The following is a 20,209-nucleotide window of genomic DNA, read 5'->3' as shown; positions in this document are numbered from 1 at the left end:
TCCAACTCGCAGCCGGACAACGGGTGGAACGGGTGAGTGACCACCAGCGAACCCAACGATTGCCTGGACGATGCGGCCCTATGCGAGGACCGTCGGGATGCCCAGCGACCGTGTCTTGCCGTTCGCCTTCGGGATCATCCGCTCCGAGGCAGTCCTCGACGCCGACGCCGACGAGGCATCCCGGCTGCTCGATGAGCATGTCGCGAAGATCGTCGGGGACGCAGCAGCGGCACTGCAGAAGGCTGCCGTCATCAAGTGCGCGCTCGGCAACGTGCCCGGTCTGCCGATTGCGGCGCTGAAGGGGCCGGTGCTGGCGGATGCGGTCGAGCAGGTCCTGACCGCGACCGCCCCTGAGCCGGGGATGCCGGTACTCGCCGGCCTGCACATCGAGGCAAGTCATGAGGCGGTCGCCCTGACTGCGACTGACCGGTACCGGCTCTCCACCCGAACCCTGGTACCGACGGAACCACCGGGGCAGACGTGGGCCGGCACGGTCAACGGAGACGATCTGCGGCCGCGGCCGCCGAGATCCGCCGCAGCGCGCTGGTCCGACTCGAAGCGGTACCACACGGGATCTGGCTCCGCATGGCCGAACGGGAGGACCGGCATTGCCGGTTGCTGTCCGAGGAATTCCCCGACTATCGGCTGATGCTCGCGTCATTGGGCGAGGTCACCACCCGCGCAACGGTCTCGAAGGACCTGCTCCTGCGCGCCCTGGAAGAACCCCCTGGTGAACGCATCGCGCTGCACGTTGCCGACCACGGAGTGAACGTCCGGTCAGCGGACGACGAACACCCCGGCATCCCGCTCCCAGCTACCGCGACGGGCGAGGCCCTCCAGATCTGGTTCGAGCTGACCACGCTCTATCCCGCCGTGAGCACTGCGATCGGCCCCGACGTGATGCTCGACCTGAGAGGAACCGATCAGCCCGTCACGATCCGCCCCGCCGACCGCGGCGATCTCACCACTCTGGCCATGCCCGTCAAATCCGACCACTCAGTCTGAGAACGACGACGAGGAACATCCATGACCACCGCACCCGCCAGCCCCGACCCGACCATGGAAGCCATCGGCCAAGCCGTCACCGAAGGCCGAACCGGTGACATCGCTTCCGCCCGCGACAAGCTCCTGAGCCTGTGGTCGGCGATCGGCGTCACCGGCGACCCGCTGCACCGTTGCTCCCTCGCCCACTACCTGGCGGATCTCTACGAAGATCCCGCCCAGGCCCTCGCCTGGGACGTCCGGGCCCTGGACGCTGCCGACGCCGTGACCGAGCAGCGTGTCCAGGAGCACCACGAAAGCCTCCACATAGCCGGCTTCTACCCCTCCCTCCACCTCAACCTTGCCGACAACTACCGCCGACTGGGCTCCTTCGAAGCCGCCACCAAACACATCAACGCGGCCAAAGCAACCGTCCCCAGCCTTCCTCAGGATCCCTACGGTGACCTGATTCGGGGCGCTATCCAAGAGGTCGCCGAGGCCATCGCCGGGCAGGACCGCACACAGCGAGCGTCTGCACCCGGTTCCGCTGCATGACGCATCAGAACGCGCCCCTTACCGTGGAAGGGCGACGCCGCCTCATCGAACCTTGTCGCACGAGACCCATCGCCCACGTCGCAGCCGAGATGGGAATTTCCCGTGCGACCCGGATCGCTGCCGGGCTGGCCGACTGGCCGGGCCGCGCAGAGGGGTGGTCTGGGTGCTGGGGCTGTCCGCGGCGCTGATGCTGCCGGTGGACCTCCTCGGCATGGTGGACACCGGTCGCACGCTGGTGCTCGCCTTGGTCACGGCGGTGCTCACCATGGCGGCCGGGGCCGCGGTGGGCGAGCCGCGCCGGTTGCTCATCGATACCCGGGAGTCGAGTTGCGCAGCGGAGCCGCTTGCACCACGGTGTCCTGGTCGTCGGTCATCCGCGTTGCCGCCACCCAGCGATCCGGATGTTCCTCACCGGTTCGGCGGCCCGCCGTGGTGGTGTGGTTCAAGGAAGGCGCACCGGTGCCCGACAGGTGGCGGCTCGCGCCAGTGCTTCGCCTCGTACGCCGGAGGGCGGCGGTGGTGGAGTTCCGGGCGTTCGACGGCGTCCGGGGCGACCAGCGGGGACTCGTCGCCGCGCTGTTGCGTTTCGCCGGGCCGGAGCGCGCCCGGAGCGCGGCGACCGGACGTGTGAACTGCGGGTGGTGCGCGCAGGGGATGCCGTAGGCACCCGCTGCAGTGCCCGCAGGCCGGTTCGGAGCCAGTGAGCCAGCCACCGGTCCTGCACCGCTTGGAGGACGGCTCGCTCCCGGCCTGCACTTCGAATGATCGGCCAGCGCGGTCGTGGCGCTGGCATGGAGGCGCTCACCGCAACGTCGACCTGTGAGACGACCGTCGTCCGCGCGGCCAGGAGCAGTCGCTCCGCCGACATCGTGGAGGAGGCCGTTTCGGCAGGAGCCGAGCAGGTACGGAAAATTGTTCTACGGGTGTGCCCGACAGGCTGAGGAAAGGGCATCATCGGACGGATACCTGCGACTACTGGGCTCGTTGCCGTGAAGTCCTTGCGCGCCCTCCCCGCGATCGCCATGATCGTGGGCATGTCTGGGGGGCCGAGCGACCTGATCTTGACCGATGACGGTCTTCCGTCCATGTTCCGCTCCGCGGACGCTGCTTCTCTGGCCGGTCAGTCGGATACAGTCCGATGGTCCGCTCTCCAGCTGTCCATGCTGGTCGCCGGAGCCGTGCTGGGCGGCGTCAACGTCCAGCTCAGCAACGGCCTCGACTTGGGCGCACTCATTGCGTCAATTGCGCTCTTGGCCTCGCTTGCACCCGCCTTGTGGCTGACCGCGAAGAACCCTCAGCGTGCCTGGTACCGAGGGCGTGCGGCGGCCGAATCGCTACGCACTCTGTCGTGGAAGTACGCGGTGCGGGCGGAGCCCTTCACGGGTACCGAGCATGCGGCAAGCGAGCGGCTGCTGCAGGACATGTCGAGTATCCTGCGCGACCTCCGTGACGTCGGCTGGCTCATCGATGCTGGCGGCGAGGCGGAGATCACCCATCAGATGCGACTCCTGCGCAGCCAACCTCTCCGTCTTCGGCAACAGGCCTACATCCAAGGACGCTTGGACGCCGAGTACACCTGGTACACCTCCAAAGCCGCCACGTTCACGCGCATGGCCCGCCGGTGGGCGGCTGCGGCGTTTATCGCGACGTCGCTCGGCCTGGCGGGAGGGTTCCTGCGTGCCTTCGGCCTGCTCGACTACGACGGGCTGGGCAGTGCCTCGGCCATTGCGGCTGCCGCTACCGCATGGACGCAGCTCAAGCAGTACCGTCCCCTGGCGGCCGCCTACTCGCTTACCGCGCACGAACTGCTCTTGGTGAAAGCTGGCTTGGAGACCTTGGCCGATGACGAGCTCCAATGGTCACGACGATGCAGCGAGGCCGAGGAGGCCATCTCACGGGAGCACACCATGTGGCTTGCCCGCCGGGAGGCCGCCTGAACTCCGTCACCGTGCTCGCTCGTACTCAGTCACCGCCTTAACCAGGAGGAACACGCCCGTGCCCTACCGGCTTGACGCCCAAGACGGCAACCACACCGATGAAGCACTGCGTGCGAGTCTGGAGGAATTGCTTGCCGACAACACCCTGTTCTCCCTCGCGACGACGGGGCCCGGCGGTGCGCACATCAACACTGCGTTCTTCGCCCATGACGGGGAGCTGAACCTGTACTTCGTCAGCGAGCGATCCACCCAGCACAGCCGAAACACCGCGAGTGATCCGCGCGCCGCAGCCACCGTGACGCGCCAGCCGCCCGAGTACGGCGAGCACCTTCAAGGCGTCCAGTTGTCCGGCGTCGTGCACGAAGCACGGGATACGGAGACTGGCGCAAGTGCTGCCCTGGCTTGCTACCAAGGGCGGTTCCCGACGTTCGCGCAGGACACGGCGACTCAGCAGCGTTTCCTCACCGGCGAAGGCTCGTTGGCGCTGTACGGGTTCCGTGTCGAGTCGCTGACGCTGCTGGACGAGCCTCGGTTCGGACGCCGCGTGTACATCAAGGCGGCCGTCGTCAGGTAGCGGGAGGGATGGTCGGCCCGGCGTCGTCCGCGATATCGATTTCTGGCACGTCGACGTTCGCGAAGACGGCCAGACTGTCCGCAGGGTCCAAATCAGCTGCCAGCCGGTGCAGTTCCTCAAGGGGGTCGATGCTGTGAGGAAGGGTGCCGTCCTGGAGCTGCTGCACCCAGTCCGTACGCCGTGGTCCACGCACCGCGTCCATGCGATCGTCCTCCCGGTCGGTCGTCGGTCCGCCGCCTGCCACGGTACCGGCCAACACGCCATTCCTCAGCCCCGCGCTGACCATGAAGGACCCGAGAGGAGACCCCGTGACTTCCATGGGCAAGACAGTCAGGCTCGCTCGTATCATCCCCGGTGTCCGGACGGTGATGGTGCCCTTCGACGACGACCTCATCAACGGGCCCTACGCCGGTCTCGCCGATCCTGTGACACGTGCGCGAGAGGTGGCCTTAGGCGGGGCCGACGCCATACTCGGCTTCCCGCGCCTCCTCACACAGTGCACAGAGAGAGGCATACGCCTCCCCTTCGTCGCCAACCTCACCGCGAGCACCGTCCTCGGAGTCCACACCCGCAAGGTCGCGGTGAGCTCTGTGGAGCGCGCCGTACGTAACGGATGCGACGGAGTTGCGGTACACGTGAATGTGTCGGACCGTCGGGAGCCCGACATGCTCTCGACTCTGGGCGCGGTCGCCGAGGACTGTGAACGGTGGGGGATGCCGCTCCTGGCCATCATGTACCCACGACGCACCCATAACGGAGCGGATGACAACTACCTCGAACTCAAAGACCACGAGCGTGCCCGATACGCGGATCTTGTGCGCCACTGCGTGCGCATCGCGGTGGAGCTCGGCGCGGACATGGTGAAGACGCAGTACACCGGCGACCCTGAATCCTTCGCCTCGGTCACCACCGCGTCCATGGGGGTACCCGTGATCGTCGCAGGTGGGCCTCGTACGTCGATTCGGGAGGCCCTGACCAACGCACACGGCGCGATCACGGCGGGGGCCACCGGCGTCTGCTTTGGGAGGCAGACCTACAACCGCCCCGACATCCCCGGCTTCGTAGGCATGCTGCGTGCGGTGGTTCACGACGGACGCGCACCGGATGACGTGCTGGCCGACCGACCGGGCGTCACCGCCACCAGCGCGCAGTGACCGCCGCGTCCACGGCGTCCCTGCGCCGTTACAGCCCGGCGTTGGGTACAGCGGGCGTGGCGGTCCTGTGGGGCACCAGCGGCGTCCTGGTCCGCGAAAGTGCGCTGCCCGCCGTAGCGATCGCGTTCGGGCGCGCCGCGGTGGGTGCGGCGGCTTTGTGGCTGTGGGAAGCGGTCACGCCGCGAGGGCGAGGCCGGGCGAGCATCCGCAGCTACGGGAAACCAGCAGTGCGCTCGCTGCTGTGGTCCGGAGCGCTCCTGGCTGTGCACTGGCTGACGTTCGTGATGGCCTTGCAGCGGGCGCCGATCGGTACGGTCCTACTCGGTATCTATCTCGCACCGCTCGCCATCGCAGGGCTGGCCCACCGCACTCTCCAGGAACGTGTCACGCGTGGCCAGCTGGCATCGCTGGCGCTGGCCCTGGTCGGCAGCGTCCTCGTCCTCCAACCGGGGCAAACCGGCGGCCTCGACGGACTGACGTTAATCGCAGTTTCGGCGCTTGCCTACGCCGGATCCACACTGGCCAGCAAGAAGGCGCTCAGTACCGTCCCGACCGTACGGGTCGCCACAGGCCAACTGGCGGTCGCCGCAGTGCTCTTGATGCCCTGGCTCGCCATCCACCCGAAGCTGCCGAGCCGCGTCGACGTCTTGGTCATCACCAGTCTTGGCCTGGTCTACAGCGCGATGGCGCTCCTGGCCTACCTCGCCTTCCTCAAGCGCTTGCCGGTGACGACGGCGGGAATCCTGCTGTACCTCGAACCGGTATCGGCACTGGTCTCCGGCTGGATCTTCCTGGGCGAACATCCCGCGCCACTCACCTGGCTCGGCGCATGTCTCGTACTCGTCGCCGGCATCATGGTCAGCAAGGAATCCGTGTCCAACACCAAGGCAGAAGCAGGCTAGTTGAGCGTTGATCCGATACGGTGACCTTACCGTGCGAGATCACTGATTCACGATCAGCGAAGGACAGATCATGCCGCTCTCCGGTCAGGTTGCCGTCGTCACCGGTTCCTCGCGTGGAATCGGGCACTCTGTAGCGCTTGCCTTCGCTGAGCGCGGCGCGAAGGTCGTGGTCAACTCCCACAGCGACGTCACAGGAGGGGAGGCGCTCGTCCAGACAATCAAGGAGAACGGCGGCAGCGCGCTGTACGTGCAGGCCGACGTCGCCGACACCACCGACGTCGAGCGGCTCTTTACGGCCTCCGAGGAAGCGTTCGGCCCGGTCGACATCCTGGTGAACAACGCGGGCCTCACCGAAGGCATGCCCATCCTTGACTCCACCAAGGAGCACTGGCTGCGCATGCTGAACATCAACTTCCTCTCCACCGTGCTTTGCTCCGTGCGGGCGGCCAGGACCATGAAGGAGCGAGGCACCGGCGCCATCATCAACACCTCCTCCATCCGCGGCTTCGACGCGACGGGCCGGGAAGGGGTGATGGCTTACTCCGCCGCCAAGGCAGCGGTCAACAACTTCACGCGCACGCTGGCCAAGGAACTTGCCCCGAACGTACGGGTGAATGCAATCACTCCCGGCTTCGTCGAGACCTCGTACATGGACCGGGTCGATGACGCGCTGAAGGAGTCCTGGCTGGACGTCATCCCACTGCGCCAGTTCATCGCCCCCGACGACATCGCAGGTGCGTACGTCTTCCTCGCCGAGTCGCCGTACATGACCGGAACCCTCCTGACCGCCGACGCGGGGTTCACCCTGGGCCGTGGCTGAAGAGAGCAGGTAGTCGGGGGAAGGTGTGACAGTGGTCCGGGAGAAGATTTTCATCTCCTACCAGCGGGACTCTGCTGCCCTCGCGCAGCGTATCCACGATGCACTGGAAGCCGCGGGCTTCGACGCCTGGGTGGATACCGAGCGCATCCGGCACACCGATCGATGGGCCACCTCTATCGACCAGGCGCTACGGTCAGCCGACCGCCTCGTCGTGCTCCTCACTGAGAAGGCAACGGAGTCCCGCGAGGTCTTCAACGAGTGGTTCTTCTTCTACGATCACCGCAAGCCCATCCACGTGGTGCGCATTGACGGCTGCGAACTGCACTACCAACTGGTCCCGTTTCAGCGATTGGAATGGACCGCCCAGGCCGACGAGAGCGAATGGGCGGCACGCACGAGCGCCCTCGTCACCGCGCTGCGCGGCTCATTCTCATGGCCGCACGCGGCCTCGGCGGACGACGCTGTGGTCACCACCCCATTCGCCCCGCCCCGCACCCTGCTCGGCGCGTTCGCCGCGCTCGAAGAAGCTATCCGCAACCCCGACCGCTCCGTGGCCCTCACCGACCAGCAGCTCCACGACATCCGCGACCACCCTTCGCGCAGCGTCCGCGAGTACCTGCTGTCCTGCTACGCCCGATGGTGCACCCCGCGCTACCAACTCGACCGCCGCTTCGTCCGCCTCGCCCTGGTCTACGACGAAGGCACCGATGCTTCCGACCGCTGGGTTACCGCGCCAAGCAGCCGCCGCACCGACGACCTCCAAACCATCCTCGCCGGCAGCGACTCCTTCGCGTACGTACTGCTGGGAGCGCCGGGGTCCGGGAAGACGACACTGCTGCGCCGCCTCGAACTCGACGTGGCCGCGGAAGGAATGACCCACCCCGCCGACCCGGTCATCCCGTTCAGCATCTCGCTGGCCGAATACGGTCTCAACGCCGGCGAACCGCCTGCCCCACGCCGCTGGCTGGAGGACCGCTGGAGGGCACGCAACCCGCACCTGCCCGAGCTGGCGCACTTCCTGGAGTCCGGTCGCCTCCTGCTGCTTCTGGACGGCCTCAACGAACTCGCCCACCTCGATGCCTCCGACCTGCGCCGCCGCATCGACGCGTGGAAGGCATTCCTCTACGAATGCGTCCGCGACGTCCCCGGAAACCGGGCCGTGTTCACCTGCCGCACCCTCGACTACGGCGCCATGCTCAGCAGCAAGGACGTCGGTGTCCCGCACATCCGCCTCGAACCCATGACCCGCGCCCAGGTCCTGGAGTACATAGCCCTCCACCTGCCCGAACAGGCCGACGTTGTCCACGATGCTCTGAACCGCGACCCGCGAGCCCTGTCGTTCTACCGCACCCCATACATGCTGCGCCTGCTGGTCAACCAGGTCCGCGCCGTGGGTACGGTCCCCGTCGGGCGTGTCGACGCGTTCGCCGGCATGGTCCGCGAACTACTCCGCCGCGAGATCCTCTCCGGCAACCCGCGGACCGCCGACCCGGAGCTCCTCACCGATCGGGAACAACGCCGCCTGCGTGACGGAGTCCGCGACCCGCTGTGGCTCCCGGACCGCGGCCACCTCGTTCCCGCCCTGACCCGCCTCGCCTACCAGATGCAGGAGACCAAGCGCGGCGAGGACAAAGGAAGCGTCGTCGTCGACTACGACACGGCCCTCGACCTCCTCAACGGGCTGGCCCGACTCGCGGAGGCCTCCCTGCGCGTCGGCTGCGACACCGGCATCCTCGACGAGGATGAAGAAGCCATCCGCTTCTTCCACCAGCTCCTCCAGGAATTCTTCGCCGCACGCCAACTTGCAGCAGCCCCCGACTTCTCCCGCCTCGCCGTCCCCGACACGGCCACTGCCGTAACCCCGCCCCTTGCGGAGGTCCTGACGCAACTCGCCCCCGGCGAGCCGCTACCGCCGCTGCCGACCACCGGCTGGGAGGAGACGGCAGTCATGGCCGCTGCCCTCGCCGAGGACCCCGACGCGTACGTCCGCAACGTCCTCGCCGTCAATCCTGCCCTGGCAGGCCGCTGCCTGGCCGCCCCCGACGTACACGTCGACACAGCCGTGCGCACCGAGGTGACGCACACGCTCGTCGCCCGCAGCACCGATCAGGCGACGGACCTAAGGGCCCGCATCCACTACGGCCGCATCCTCGGCGTCCTGGGCGATCCTCGCCTGACGCGCATCGAGAGCGCTCACGGTGCTGCGCTCCTTCCAGAGTTCGCGCGCATCCCAGCCGGCAACCACCGCATCGGAGCCGAAGGCACCCCGTACGTCCTCGAACGACCCGTCCACGAGGTGCAACTACCGACGTTCGACCTGGCCCGCCGCCCTGTCACCAACGCCGAGTACGCTCACTTCATAGCCGCCGGCGGCTATGAAGACGATCGGTGGTGGCACTCCGCCCACGCCCGCAGATGGCGCTCCGGCGAAGGCATCCAGGACCTCATCACCGCAGAGTGGCGCAAGAAGCGCGACAACCTGCGCCGCCGCCCCACCCTCGCCGTCGACATGCTCCGCACCGGCACTGCCACCCTGCAACAGGCCGTCAGCATGGTGAAGCTCACGACCATGACCGACGAGGCCATCCAAAAGGCCCTGACAGACATCTACGGCACGGAAGCCCCGTCCACACCGGCGTACTGGTACGACAGCCTCCTCGCCCACCCCAGCGCCCCCGTAGTCGGCGTCTCCGTCTACGAGGCGGAGGCCTACTGCGCCTGGCTCAGCGCGGTGACCGGCATGCTGATCCGTCTGCCCACCGAATACGAATGGGAGGCCGCTGCCTCGGCCGGAGGACGAGCCTTCCCCTACGGGGACGATTTCGAGGCGCTCGCGTCGAACACCTTCGAATTCCACGCACGCAGCACGCTCCCCGTCGGCATTTTCACCGAGGGGCGGAGCCCCGCAGGCATCGACGATCTGTCCGGCAACGTCTTTGAGTGGACGGCGAGCGCCCCGGAACCGTATCCCTACGACCGGGACGCCCGTCCGTCGGACGCGCCCAGCGATGCCCGTGTATGCCGTGGGGGGTCGTGGCGCCACCGCCGCAACAGGGCTCGGGCGGCGTACCGGGGACGAGGACAGTGCTTCGTACGCAATGACGATCTCGGCTTCCGGCTCGCGAGGGGGTAGGGACGACGAGCAGGACGTCTGCGTCCGCCCCAAGCACCGTCCCGGAACCTACTCGACCCAGGTGCAGGGCGTGCCGATGCGACCTGCCCCGACGGAGGCGCCGTCAGTGTGCGCCGGGCGGTCACTCGTTTCGGTGAGCAGAACCCGTCGGACACGCGACAGCTGTCAGGTCGCGACGCGCCGTCGGCCGGAAGCTCGAGCTGAAGCTCGTAGCCGCCGTCGGGTATGGGGCCGGCGGTGGCGATGCCGTCGAGGAGGCGGAGCGAGTCGGCGTTTGCCAGCTTGCGGTTGTAGGCGTGGTGGGGGCAGGTGCAGCGGTGCACGAGCAGGATTCCGTCGCTGTGAGGCAGCGGGACATCCTCGGTCCGGCTGCATTGACGGTGCAGGTCTGTGTAGCCCGGGCGCTGAGCCAAGGCGCACTCGGCGGACATGGTCGAGGCGTCGACGACCTTCGTGCTCATCGGAAGATCCCCCCGCTGCTGGCCGCGTTGAGCGCGCGGGTACGCTCTCGCATCGCCGTCAGCCGCTCGGAGTCCGTGGCGGGGCGGACGCGAGTGGGGTCGGCGCCCCACTCGCGTCCGCCGGTCACTGGGCGGAGCTGGACATACGGGCCCTCGTGTCCCGTCACGTAGCCCAGCTTGCTGATTCGGGTGTCGATGACCAGGGCACCTTCTGGGTGCTCTTCCTCTGTCCTCACTCGCGGCCCCCTCGCCGAAGCGTTTTCGCCAGTAGGTCTGCCACATCGGCGCGGACCCGCCCGAGTTCGATGAGCTTCAGCTCGGGCGACGCAGGGTCGACCCTCAGCGAAGGAAAGACGATCCCTGCGTCATCCAGCGCGGCCCTGAGGCTCTCCACCACCGTGTACGGATCAACGTCCAGTTTCTTCTTCGCGGCCATGAACGGGACAGTAGAGAGAGGGAGTTGGTTGGTGCGAGCAAGATTTCCCGTTATTTCTCCCGATCCATCGTGTGTAGCTTAGAATTTCTCGCAAGAGTGGCAGGAGGGGGTGGTCCCGGCCGACGCACCTGGCGATGCTTGGTGGATCAATCCCCGACGAAGGGAACGAGCATGGCCCGACGGCTGCGCTTCAACGGCACCGGTAGCGGCGAGGGAGGCTGCCCCGCGGTGCACGAGGATCTCGACTCCGGCGAGGTCATCGTCCAGGGGCGCCCCATCACCGACCCCGGCGACCTGCGACAGCTCCAGTACTTCGATCCCGAGCGCGAAGTCGCAGTCGTCGTGCCGCGCAATACGCTCGTCGACTTCGGCCCGCGCGACGAGACGCCGCGGATCATCGGCCTGGACGCCTTCGGCAAGCTCTTCGAGAACTTCAGGCACACGGCGAGGCGTATCGAGTCCCGCCGCCGTTACGCCTCCGACGAGGCCGACGAGACCTACGCTCAGTTCGTTCGCGGCGAGCAACCGGCATGGGACATGGACACGGCCTGGTGCCGCACGATCCGGAACCAGGTCGCGCAGGGCGCCCGCATCGAACGCGTCCGCATCGTCGACCGCCCGGCGACGGTCGGGCAGCGCTACCTCCTGGCGTACGCCGAGAAGAACAGCGCGCTCGGCGAGAAGATCCACAGCCTGTGGCGCGGGGATGCCGAGCGCCTGCATCTGCCACAAGCGGACTTCTGGGTCTTCGACTCGCGGCTTGTCGCCCGCCTCATTTTCGATGAAGCCGACAACCTGACCGGGGCCGAACTCATCACCGAGCCCGCGGCCGTGAACCGCTACCTCCAAGCCTGGGACGCGGCATGGCACTATGCCGTCCCGTACGAGCAGTTCGCGGCCGTGGTGGCGGCCGAGGAGTAGGCAGGGACGTCCGTTGAGTACCGACTACCAGCAGGCACGCGAGGGCCTGGGGCTGCGGCTGCGGGAACTGCGGCTGACGGCGCCTGCTGGTCGGCTCACCGGAGCGCAGCTCGCCGAGCGTCTGGGCTGGCCCGCTTCCAAGGTCTCCAAGCTTGAGCTGGGCAAGCAGACGGCCACGCCGGAAGACCTTCGCATGTATACGGAGGCGGTCGGCCGGCCTGAGGCGTACGAGGAAGTCCTCGCCAGACTCCGCGGGTTCGAGTCTCAGATCCGTTCGTGGAAGCGTCAGCTGGCCGCAGGCCATCGCCCGGTGCAGGCGGCTCATAACCAGGCGCAGTCCAGGGCGTCGGTGCTGAAGGCGTGGGAGTCGTCCTGGGTCGTTGGCATCCTTCAGACCCCGGGCTACGCCCGCGCCATCCTGCGACATTTCGCCGGGCTGCACGGCTCTCGGCTCGACGACCTTGAGGATGCCGTGAACGCCCGCATGGAGCGGCAACGTCTGCTGTACGAGCCGGGCCGCAAGTACCACATCATCCTGTCGGAGGCGGTCCTGCGGCACATGGTCTGCCCGCCGGCCGACCTTGCGGCCCAGCTCTCCTACCTGTCCGGTGTGATCGGCCTCAAGACCGTCGAGCTGGGAATCGTCCCGTTCACGGCCTCGATGAAGCTGCCGCCTGGCGCGGGCTTCTGGATCTACGACGACCGACAAGTGGTTACCGAGACCTGGCACGCGGAGCTGTGGATGGACGACGACGCCACGGTAGCCACGTACCAGAAGGTCTGGACGACCTTGCAGGAGTCCGCGGTCTACGGCGCCGACGCCCAGAATGTGATCAACGCGGCGCTGCGGGCGCTGAACTCGCACTGAGCTGCGCTCCTCGAAGACGCCCCGCCCTTGTCGAATGGTTCCGCCAACGGGCCGATCATCTCTGGAAACGCTCAGTGCCACCCCACTCGAAATACCCGGAAAATACTGGTTAGAGCCGTATTCCGCTCTTCGTGGACCCACGGTGTGGTGGTCGCGTTCCAATCGCGATCGCCGGGAGGTCCCTGACGTGGCGCCGATTCTGTTCACCGCTGTGCTGCTGTTGCCGTCCGTGACGGTGGCCGGCCCGTTCGCCTTTCTTGAAGCGTGCGATTGCGTACGGCCAGGCCGCGGTCGCCACCGGCGCGTCGTACGAGGGCGTCACGCGGCTCGGGGAGGGCAACGATGACCTCACGCTATCCCCTGGGTGTCACGACGTGGGTTGTGTGGCGCTGGGCGACCTGCACCCCCGACGGTCCGGCGCAGGCCCGGGCTGCTCTGCGCTGCGCTCTCGACCAGCTCGGCTTCGAGGGCGAGGTGGTCAGTGATGTGGTGCTGGCCGTCTCCGAGTTCATCGCCAATGCCACCGAGCACGCTGTGGGCCCGTACGAGATGCGGCTTCTCCGCACCGCCGCGGAAGTCATCTGCGAAGTCGAGGACCATGATCCGCGACTCCCGGAACTTCCCACATTCCCGGTCACGGCACCGTACGCCCCGGTCGAGGAGAACCGCGGGGGCGGCCTGGAAGCGCTGTGCGTGCTGGTGTCCGAGCGTGGGCGCGGCTTGCACATTGTCCATGAACTCACCAAGGGCGCTTGGGGGTTCCGAATCGAAAGGAAGACGAAGACGGCGTGGCTGGCTGTACCCGCGAAATTACTTCAGACGCAACGTGGCACCGAGGAGAGGGAGGCGAAGGCGGTGCGGAGAAGGAGCCCTGGAGATGATCACGGGTGACGGCGCGGGGCCCGGTGCAGCTGCGGCTGCGTGGACAGTGCCGCCCGGACTCCCGGCCGCTTCCCGCACACGTGTGGGACCACGTAGGGCTCTGGCTTCCTTTGCGGCAGAGGATTGAGCGTGGGCTAGTTCATCGGGCTTGCAGATGAGCATTTAAAAGTGGGGCTTGTCGCTCATTCGAGCGACAAGCCCCACTTTTCATTCTCGAAGTGGTATCAATGCGGAGCATTGTCAAGTAACGGGACGGAAGCCAGGTGGAATTGGCCCCTCCTGCCGTGATTGACCGACGCATCAACGGGTAACTCCAGCGGCACATGAACGCTGAACGTAACTGTGTGGGTGTGCTGGGTGACGGAAGGCGGGGGATGGTGAAGGCACACTGGCGAACCAATGCGCTCCTTGCAGGTGTGAGCGGGGCGCTCGCGGGACTCTTGCTGGTCGGCTGCTCGGAGAGTCCGTCGGACGCGAAACCGCTGCCGGAGGGGACGGCCGAGACCACAGCGTCCCGTACTCCCGGAACGGAACATGCCGGAGCGGTCGCCGCCTACAGGGCTATGTGGCATGACGTGACAGTCGCGTCGAGAACCTCGGACGCGTCCTCGCCGTTGCTGGATGATCACGCGCGTGGCGGTGCGCTGGAGTTGCTGAAGTACGGGTTGCAGAAGTCCAAGAAGGATGGGCTCGTTAGCAAGGGGGCGCCGAAAGCGGATCCGAAAGTGGTGACAGCGGGCCCCACCAGGGTGGTGCTTACGGACTGCGTGGATGACACTGGCTGGCTGCTGTACAAGCGCAATGGTGAGCTGAAGGACGACGTCCCCGGCGGGCATATGAAGGCGGACGCGACCGTCCAGCTTGCTGACGGGGTATGGAAGGTCACTGACCTCTATATGCACGAGGCCGGTTCATGCTGATCCGCCGCTGTGGAGTGGCTCGACGGTGCACAGTCACAGGCGTCTACGTGGTGCTCGCGGCGGCCACGATCCCCCTCGCCTGGGCGGATGGTACGGGTGGTTCGCAGTTCGCCGGCATTGCCTGTGTTCCAGGTTCCTGCAATGTGGAGGCGCAGAGCGTAAGGAAGAGCGCAAGCAGCTCGGGGACCCAGCCGGTTCGTCACGGAGGTCGCGGCGCTGGTGATGGGCCGGAGGGGCCGGGAGGGCCGCCGACGGTTACGTCGAGTGGCTGGGAGTACGACTTGGGTGGTGGTGCAGGGATCTTGCCGCGCTTTGACGGTGAGGAGGCGAAGAAGCCGAAGGCGGGCGGTGGGCACCAGGTTCCGGTGGAAGTGGTCGTTCAGCGGGCGGTGAAGCAATTGAAGTTGCCGAAGCCGGTGATCCGGACGAGTCCGCGTGAGGATTTCGTGCAGGTGGTTCACGTGCCCACGTGGATGTGGCTGGAGCGCTCCACGTGGGGGCCGGTGTCGGCGTCGGCTTCGGTGGAGGGCGTGACGGTGACGGCGACGGCCCGGCCGCGCAAGGCGGTGTGGTCGATGGGGGAGGGCGGGCAGGTGGTGTGCCTGGGGCCGGGGACGCCGTACTCGGATGCGTATGACGCCAAGGTGTCGTCGCCGGACTGTGGTTACACCTATCGGCGGGCGTCGGTGTCGTCGCCGGGTGGGGCGTTCACGGTGTCGGTGCAGGTGACCTGGGATGTCGAGTGGCATGGGGGTGGGCAGGCCGGGGTGGTGCCGGGGCTGGTGATGACCGCGCAGCGGCAGCTGGTGGTGGATGAGGTCCAGGCCGTGGTCACGCGCTGACCGGTGAGATACGGCGCGGCCGGCGTGGGCGGCCGGGTCGCTGGTTGTCGGAGCTCTTTGTTGATCGCGAGGTGAATGGTGGGTACCCCCATGTCTTCTTCGGCCCTGCAGGGCGGCCGTGTCAGGGTTCCGGGTGCGCGTCGTCCGGGTCCGGAGCAGCCGCCGGTGGTGATGGGTGGCCGGCGGCGCAGGCTGGGCTGGGTGTGGGCCGGGCTGGGGGCGGTGGTGGTCTCGGCGGTCGGCTTCACTTTGGTCGCGCAGGCGGTGGGGGAGCGGGATCGGGTCCTGGTGCTCGTCCGGGATGTGCCGGCCGGTCAGGTGCTGAAGCCGGGCGATCTGCGCGCGGTGGAGGTGGCGGCGGACACGGGCGTGGTGCCGGTGGCGGACCGGGACAGTGTGCTGGGGCGGCAGGCTCGGGTTCCGCTGGTGGCCGGGTCGCTGCTTGCGCCCGGTCAGGTGGGCGCGAGTGCCGCGTTTCCTCCTCAGGGGTTGTCGCAGGTGGCGCTTGCGGTGGAGTCGGGCGGTGCGCCGCCGGATCTTGCGCGCGGGGAACGTGTCGCGGTCCTTCCTGGCCCGGCAGGCGGCGCAGCGGTGGGCAACGAGGCGGAGGAGAAGCCTGCCTCGGCGGTGGTGGGGACGGTTGCGGGGGTGCGGGCGCCGGAGGCGGCGGGCGGGCCGCGGGTGGTGACGGTGCTGGTCGAGACCGCGGCCGCGCGGCGGGCGGCGCAGCTGGAGCATCCGCGCGTGGTGGTGCTGTCCGCGGAAGGGCGTGATGCTCCGTGAGGCGGCTCGTGGTGGTCGCTTCGGTGACCGGCGCGCCAGGGGTGACAACGACGGCGCTGGCCGTTGCTGCCGCCTGGCCGGCGGACGCCGGTGGCGGGGTGCGGCCGGTGGTGGTGGAGGCGGATGTCTCCGGCGGGGATCTCATGATCCGTTTCGGTCTGCCGGCGGCGCCCTCCCTGCTGGATGTCGCGGCGGCGGCCGGGCAGCCCTACCCGGGTTCGTTGCTGGGGGCGGTGAGGGAACTGCCCTTCGGGGTGCGGGCGGTGATTGCGGTGCCGGGCCGTGGTCCGTGTCGGGAGGCTGTGCGGCTGCTGGCTGGTGAGGGCGGGCGGCGGGTGCTGCTGGGGGATGATCATGATGGGGGCACGGTGCTGCTGGATGTGGGGCGCCTGAGTGGGGATGTCGAGCCGCTGCTGGCGGCGGCCGACCGGATGGTGCTGGTGACGCGGGGCGGAGCGGAGTCCCTGACGCATGTGTCGGCCTGTGGTCTGGACGCTGAGGCGTGTGCCGGGCGGCTGACACTCGCTGTGGTCGGGCCGTGCCCCTACCCGGCAGTGGAGATCGCGGACACGCTCGGGATCCAGCGGGTGCTGATGGTGCCGTGGGACACCAAGAGCGTGACCGCGATGAACAATTCCCGGCCCGGTGCGCTGCGTACCTCTGGGCTTCGGCTCCCGCCGCTGATGGCCGCCGCGCGGACGCTGGCCTGTCAGTTGGCCGGGCTGCGGCAGGACGGAACCACGGTCGGGGACACGGCCAGCGATCGCCCGGACGAGAGCAACGGGTCGCCGTTGGTGGGCTGGAGCCGGACAGGCCGCGTGCCCGTGCTGGGAGTTGAGGAGAGCGGGTCGTGAGCGAGCAGCTGATGGCGCCGATGGCGGTGTCTGACGGTGGTGAGCGGGAGCTGGCGCATGTGGTGCGGCAGCGGGTGGCGGCCCGGCTGGCGGCGTACGCGGGTGAGCGTGAGCAGGTCGGCCTACCGGCAGAGGATGAGGCTGCGCGGCGCGCCACGATGGGTCGTCTGCTGATGGAGGAACTGGGCGCGCATCGGCGTCAGGCTCTGTCCGAGGGCAGGGCGGTGATCGATGCCGCGGTTGAGGAGCGGATCGGACGGGCGGTCACGGATGCGCTGTTCGGCACGGGGAGCCTGGAGCGGCTGCTGGCCGACGCCGCGATCGAGAACATCTGCGTCAACGGCTGCGACAACGTGTGGGTCAAGGACGCGACCGGTGCATGGCGTCGCGAGAGTCCGGTGGCCGCTTCGGATGAGGAACTGGTGGAGCTGGTCCGCACGCTCGCGGCCCGCACAGGTGGCGAGGAGCGGCGCTTCGACCGGGGCATGCCTCGCCTGAACCTGCAACTGCCCGAGGGCTCACGGTTGTTCGCGGTGATGGCGGTGACGGGACGGGTATCGCTGACGATCCGCCGCCACCGCTTCCCGGCCGCCTCGATGGCGGAGCTGGTGCGGCTGGAGGTGTGCGACGAGCAGCTCGCCGCCTTCCTTCGGGCGTTGGTGCGGGCACACAAGAACATCGTGATCGGCGGCGGGACCAATGTCGGCAAGACCACGGTACTGCGGGCCTTCGCCCACGAGATCCCACCGCATGAGCGGCTGGTGACCATCGAGGACACCTTCGAGCTCGGCCTGGACGCAGACCCGGTGGCGCACCCAAACGTAGTGGCGATGCAGGCCCGGGAGGCGAACATCGAAGGCCAGGGTGGCATCGACCAGGCAGAACTGGTGCGCTGGGGACTGCGCATGTCCCCGGACCGGGTCATCGTCGGCGAGATCCGCGGAGCTGAGGTCATCCCCATGTGCAACGCCATGTCGCAGGGCAACGATGGCTCACTGTCGACCATCCACGCCTCCACCTCGCGCGGGGTGTTCACCAAACTCGCCTCCTACGCCGCCCAGGCACCGGAGCGGCTGTCGTTGGAGGCGACGAACCTGATGGTGGCCTCCGCCGTTCACTTCGTTGTCCATCTGGGCTGGGCGAGCGACGGCTGCCGGGTGATCGATTCGGTGCGCGAGGTCATCGACGCCGACGGAGCCCAGGTCGTCTCCAACGAGGTCTACCGTCCCGGCCCCGACGGACGAGCCGTCCCTGCCACCCCACTGCGCAGCGAGACCCTCGACGACCTGATCGCCGCTGGCTTGGATCACCGAGGCGCCGCGTTGCAGTGGTGGGGTGCGGCGCGATGAGCACGACGCTTGCGCCCGGTGTCCTGCCCGGATTGGCAGTGGCATGCGGCGCCGTATTCGGGGGCGGCCTGGTGGCCATCGGTTACGGCGCGGTGCGGCGCGCGGCTCGCGAGGAGCGGCCCGGGCTGCGGCGTGCGTTGACGGCGCGGCTGCCTGCGGACTGGACCGCGCGGCGGGTCGTGATCGCGGTGATGACCGGTGTGGTGACGGGGGCGCTGACGACGTGGCCGGTGGCGGCAGTGCTGACCACGGTCGGCATGCTCACCTTGCCTGGCCTCCTGGGCCCCGACCGGCAGACGGCGCGGCGGACGGAGCGGATGGAGGCTCTGGCGCTGTGGACGGAGATGCTGCGCGACACCCTGTCCGCAGCGGCCGGCCTGGAGCAGGCGGTGCTGGCCACGGCGGACATCGCCCCGGCCGCCCTCGAAACGGAGCTGCACGCATTGGCAACCGCAGTGCGCGCGGGGCGCCCTCTGCCGCCAGCGCTGCGGGCGTTCGCCGACGACGTGGAGGACCCGCTGGCCGACGTGGTCGTGGCCGCGCTGGTCATGGCGGCCGAACAACAGGCGAGCCAGCTCGCGCCGCTGCTCGGCGAGCTGGCTGAATCGGTGCGCGAGCAGGTGGCGATGCGGCAGCGCATCGACGCCGGACGGGCCAGCGTGCGCACCGGTGTGCGGGTCACGGTGATCACCACACTGGGCATGGCGGTCGGGCTCGTGGTCTTCAACCGGCCTTATCTGGACCCGCTCAACACGCCGACCGGGCAGATGGTGCTCGCGGTGGTCGGTGTTCTGTTCGCCGTGAGTTTCACCTATCTGACCGTGATCGGCCGCATCGAGGAGCCCGTCCGCCTCGTCACTGCGTCGCCTGGCCGTGTTGAGTCGGGTATCGAACCGGGAGGCGCGCGGTGATTGTCATGTTGCTCGGCGCGCTGTTCGGCGCGGGAGTGACCGCTCTCGTCTACGGGCTGCGTCCGCCCCGTCCTGCTCTCGCGGATGTCCTTACCGCCCTCAACGCCCCCGCACCAGCAACGGGTTCGAGCACTCGGCAGGCGGATGAGGGGGAGTGGGCCACGCGGCTGGGCCGGCGGGCCGTGCCGCTGGTGCGGGCGCTCGGCTTCCCCACCGCCTCGCTGCGCGCCGACCTGGCCGTGTGCGGTACGGACGAGGACCAGCACCTGGCCGGCAAGGCGGTCTGCGCGGCAGCCGGACTTGGCGCGCCCTGGGCTGCCGGATTGCTGCTGCGCCTGGGTGCCGGGGTCGTGTCGGGCTGGTGGGTGCCGTTGGCCGGCTCGCTGGCCCTGGCCGTGGTGCTGTTCTTCGCGCCTGACCTCAGCGTGCACCAGCAGGCCGCCAGGCGACGCCGCGAGATGCGCCACACCCTCAGCCTCGTGCTGGACCTGACCGTGATCGCCCTCGCCGGTGGAGCCGGCATCCATCAGGCCCTCACCCAGGCCGTCGCCGCACCGCAGGGGTGGGCCGCCGGCAAGCTGCGCCACGCCCTCCACATCGCGCAGCTCACCCGGACCAGCCCCTGGACCCACCTGGGCGAGCTGGGACGGCAACTCAACGTGAGCGATCTGACCGAACTGGCCTCGACGCTGAACCTTGCGGGCAGCGAGGGCGCCAAGATCCGCAGCTCGCTCGCAGCGAAGGCGCGGGCGATGCGACGCCGCCGCATCTCGGAAGTCGACGGAGCCGCGCAGGCAGCCACTGAGCGGATGTCGCTCCCCGTAGTCGGACTGTTCGCGGCATTCCTGCTGCTGATCGGCTATCCCGCCCTCGCCCACGTCCTGTCCATGGACTGAACGCTTCCCCCATCGCACGAGATCAGAGAA

Annotated in this window: 21 protein-coding genes and 2 pseudogenes; 20 read left to right on the top strand and 3 right to left on the bottom strand. The window is 68.4% G+C overall.

The genetic code is table 11. The features are described from left to right. Nucleotides 1-145: 145 nt before the first annotated feature. From ACFYX0_RS38760 to ACFYX0_RS38735, 6 genes and pseudogenes are all read left to right on the top strand, one after another. A pseudogene (locus ACFYX0_RS38760) lies at nucleotides 146-1,005 on the top strand (transcriptional regulator); the annotation flags it as partial. Nucleotides 1,006-1,026: 21 nt separating this feature from the next. Beyond that, a complete protein-coding gene (locus ACFYX0_RS38755; protein ID WP_388978199.1) occupies nucleotides 1,027-1,536 on the top strand; it encodes a hypothetical protein in 510 nt (169 codons plus the stop codon). Continuing rightward, nucleotides 1,533-1,646 (top strand): annotated as a pseudogene (locus tag ACFYX0_RS38750) (IS481 family transposase); the annotation flags it as partial. The gene ACFYX0_RS38755 and the pseudogene ACFYX0_RS38750, both read left to right, overlap by 4 nt. A gap of 349 nt (nucleotides 1,647-1,995) precedes the next feature. Continuing rightward, nucleotides 1,996-2,199 (top strand): hypothetical protein, encoded by a 204-nt coding sequence (locus ACFYX0_RS38745; RefSeq protein WP_388978196.1) that lies wholly within the window; start codon nucleotides 1,996-1,998, stop codon nucleotides 2,197-2,199. Between the two features lie 326 nt (nucleotides 2,200-2,525). After that, nucleotides 2,526-3,473, top strand: coding sequence for a DUF4231 domain-containing protein (locus ACFYX0_RS38740; RefSeq protein WP_388978194.1), 948 nt, complete (start codon nucleotides 2,526-2,528; stop codon nucleotides 3,471-3,473). A gap of 58 nt (nucleotides 3,474-3,531) precedes the next feature. Further along, nucleotides 3,532-4,047: a pyridoxamine 5'-phosphate oxidase family protein gene (locus ACFYX0_RS38735; protein WP_388978191.1), complete on the top strand. Its 516-nt coding sequence runs from the start codon at nucleotides 3,532-3,534 to the stop codon at nucleotides 4,045-4,047. On the opposite strand, the gene ACFYX0_RS38730 is transcribed toward ACFYX0_RS38735, so the two are convergent. Then, a complete protein-coding gene (locus ACFYX0_RS38730; RefSeq protein ID WP_388978188.1) occupies nucleotides 4,040-4,249 on the bottom strand; it encodes a hypothetical protein in 210 nt (69 codons plus the stop codon). The genes ACFYX0_RS38735 and ACFYX0_RS38730 overlap by 8 nt on opposite strands. Before the next feature lie 115 nt (nucleotides 4,250-4,364). On the opposite strand from ACFYX0_RS38730, the gene ACFYX0_RS38725 reads away from it, so the two are divergent. The 4 genes from ACFYX0_RS38725 to ACFYX0_RS38710 all read left to right on the top strand — a co-directional run bounded on the left by ACFYX0_RS38725 (nucleotide 4,365) and on the right by ACFYX0_RS38710 (nucleotide 10,056). After that, nucleotides 4,365-5,201, top strand: coding sequence for a hypothetical protein (locus tag ACFYX0_RS38725; protein WP_388978186.1), 837 nt, complete (start codon nucleotides 4,365-4,367; stop codon nucleotides 5,199-5,201). Next, nucleotides 5,198-6,103, top strand: coding sequence for a DMT family transporter (locus tag ACFYX0_RS38720; protein WP_388978183.1), 906 nt, complete (start codon nucleotides 5,198-5,200; stop codon nucleotides 6,101-6,103). Before ACFYX0_RS38725 ends, ACFYX0_RS38720 begins: the two co-directional genes overlap by 4 nt. Before the next feature lie 70 nt (nucleotides 6,104-6,173). After that, nucleotides 6,174-6,923 carry an SDR family NAD(P)-dependent oxidoreductase gene (locus tag ACFYX0_RS38715; protein ID WP_388978180.1) on the top strand — a complete coding sequence of 250 codons (750 nt, stop codon included), beginning with the start codon at nucleotides 6,174-6,176 and terminating at the stop codon, nucleotides 6,921-6,923. Nucleotides 6,924-6,954: 31 nt separating this feature from the next. Continuing rightward, nucleotides 6,955-10,056 carry an SUMF1/EgtB/PvdO family nonheme iron enzyme gene (locus tag ACFYX0_RS38710; protein WP_388978178.1) on the top strand — a complete coding sequence of 1,034 codons (3,102 nt, stop codon included), beginning with the start codon at nucleotides 6,955-6,957 and terminating at the stop codon, nucleotides 10,054-10,056. Between the two features lie 457 nt (nucleotides 10,057-10,513). Here the strand turns inward: ACFYX0_RS38710 and ACFYX0_RS38705 are convergent, their stop codons facing one another. After that, nucleotides 10,514-10,753 (bottom strand): hypothetical protein, encoded by a 240-nt coding sequence (locus ACFYX0_RS38705; RefSeq protein ID WP_388978175.1) that lies wholly within the window; start codon nucleotides 10,751-10,753, stop codon nucleotides 10,514-10,516. Then, nucleotides 10,750-10,953 carry a hypothetical protein gene (locus ACFYX0_RS38700; protein WP_388978173.1) on the bottom strand — a complete coding sequence of 68 codons (204 nt, stop codon included), beginning with the start codon at nucleotides 10,951-10,953 and terminating at the stop codon, nucleotides 10,750-10,752. Before ACFYX0_RS38700 ends, ACFYX0_RS38705 begins: the two co-directional genes overlap by 4 nt. 171 nt (nucleotides 10,954-11,124) lie before the next feature. Between ACFYX0_RS38700 and ACFYX0_RS38695 the strand changes: the two genes are divergently transcribed. From ACFYX0_RS38695 to ACFYX0_RS38650, 10 genes are all read left to right on the top strand, one after another. After that, nucleotides 11,125-11,874: a DUF6879 family protein gene (locus tag ACFYX0_RS38695; protein WP_388978170.1), complete on the top strand. Its 750-nt coding sequence runs from the start codon at nucleotides 11,125-11,127 to the stop codon at nucleotides 11,872-11,874. A 13-nt stretch (nucleotides 11,875-11,887) separates the two neighbouring features. After that, a complete protein-coding gene (locus ACFYX0_RS38690; protein WP_388978167.1) occupies nucleotides 11,888-12,742 on the top strand; it encodes a helix-turn-helix domain-containing protein in 855 nt (284 codons plus the stop codon). A gap of 342 nt (nucleotides 12,743-13,084) precedes the next feature. Next, entirely contained in the window at nucleotides 13,085-13,633 is a 549-nt protein-coding gene (locus ACFYX0_RS38685) for an ATP-binding protein (RefSeq protein ID WP_388978164.1), read from the top strand. A 365-nt stretch (nucleotides 13,634-13,998) separates the two neighbouring features. Then, nucleotides 13,999-14,544, top strand: coding sequence for a hypothetical protein (locus tag ACFYX0_RS38680; protein ID WP_388978162.1), 546 nt, complete (start codon nucleotides 13,999-14,001; stop codon nucleotides 14,542-14,544). A gap of 365 nt (nucleotides 14,545-14,909) precedes the next feature. Further along, nucleotides 14,910-15,386: a hypothetical protein gene (locus ACFYX0_RS38675; protein WP_388978207.1), complete on the top strand. Its 477-nt coding sequence runs from the start codon at nucleotides 14,910-14,912 to the stop codon at nucleotides 15,384-15,386. Nucleotides 15,387-15,557: 171 nt separating this feature from the next. Further along, nucleotides 15,558-16,169 (top strand): SAF domain-containing protein, encoded by a 612-nt coding sequence (locus tag ACFYX0_RS38670; protein ID WP_388978204.1) that lies wholly within the window; start codon nucleotides 15,558-15,560, stop codon nucleotides 16,167-16,169. 8 nt (nucleotides 16,170-16,177) lie between these two features. Beyond that, entirely contained in the window at nucleotides 16,178-17,023 is an 846-nt protein-coding gene (locus ACFYX0_RS38665; protein ID WP_388978159.1) for a MinD/ParA family protein, read from the top strand. After that, a complete protein-coding gene (locus tag ACFYX0_RS38660) occupies nucleotides 17,020-18,372 on the top strand; it encodes a CpaF family protein (protein WP_388978157.1) in 1,353 nt (450 codons plus the stop codon). The genes ACFYX0_RS38665 and ACFYX0_RS38660 overlap by 4 nt, the downstream gene beginning before the upstream one ends. Beyond that, a complete protein-coding gene (locus ACFYX0_RS38655) occupies nucleotides 18,369-19,283 on the top strand; it encodes a type II secretion system F family protein (protein WP_388978155.1) in 915 nt (304 codons plus the stop codon). Before ACFYX0_RS38660 ends, ACFYX0_RS38655 begins: the two co-directional genes overlap by 4 nt. Next, nucleotides 19,280-20,179 carry a type II secretion system F family protein gene (locus ACFYX0_RS38650; RefSeq protein WP_388978152.1) on the top strand — a complete coding sequence of 300 codons (900 nt, stop codon included), beginning with the start codon at nucleotides 19,280-19,282 and terminating at the stop codon, nucleotides 20,177-20,179. The genes ACFYX0_RS38655 and ACFYX0_RS38650 overlap by 4 nt, the downstream gene beginning before the upstream one ends. Nucleotides 20,180-20,209: the final 30 nt, after the last annotated feature.

It is taken from the genome of Streptomyces sp. NPDC002573, from assembly GCF_042889625.1.
Lineage (GTDB): Bacteria > Actinomycetota > Actinomycetes > Streptomycetales > Streptomycetaceae > Streptomyces > Streptomyces gibsoniae.
The sequence above is the reverse complement of the archived record's forward strand: the minus strand, read 5'-3'. Positions and strand labels throughout refer to the sequence as shown.

Coding starts and splice junctions, on each gene's coding strand:
- ACFYX0_RS38680 (WP_388978162.1), top strand. CDS start 13,999: ATGGTGAAGGCACACTGGCGAACCAATGCGCTCCTTGCAGGTGTGAGC.
- ACFYX0_RS38700 (WP_388978173.1), bottom strand. CDS start 10,953: ATGGCCGCGAAGAAGAAACTGGACGTTGATCCGTACACGGTGGTGGAG.
- ACFYX0_RS38655 (WP_388978155.1), top strand. CDS start 18,369: ATGAGCACGACGCTTGCGCCCGGTGTCCTGCCCGGATTGGCAGTGGCA.
- ACFYX0_RS38715 (WP_388978180.1), top strand. CDS start 6,174: ATGCCGCTCTCCGGTCAGGTTGCCGTCGTCACCGGTTCCTCGCGTGGA.
- ACFYX0_RS38755 (WP_388978199.1), top strand. CDS start 1,027: ATGACCACCGCACCCGCCAGCCCCGACCCGACCATGGAAGCCATCGGC.
- ACFYX0_RS38685 (WP_388978164.1), top strand. CDS start 13,085: ATGACCTCACGCTATCCCCTGGGTGTCACGACGTGGGTTGTGTGGCGC.
- ACFYX0_RS38725 (WP_388978186.1), top strand. CDS start 4,365: ATGGGCAAGACAGTCAGGCTCGCTCGTATCATCCCCGGTGTCCGGACG.
- ACFYX0_RS38695 (WP_388978170.1), top strand. CDS start 11,125: ATGGCCCGACGGCTGCGCTTCAACGGCACCGGTAGCGGCGAGGGAGGC.
- ACFYX0_RS38730 (WP_388978188.1), bottom strand. CDS start 4,249: ATGGACGCGGTGCGTGGACCACGGCGTACGGACTGGGTGCAGCAGCTC.
- ACFYX0_RS38670 (WP_388978204.1), top strand. CDS start 15,558: ATGGGTGGCCGGCGGCGCAGGCTGGGCTGGGTGTGGGCCGGGCTGGGG.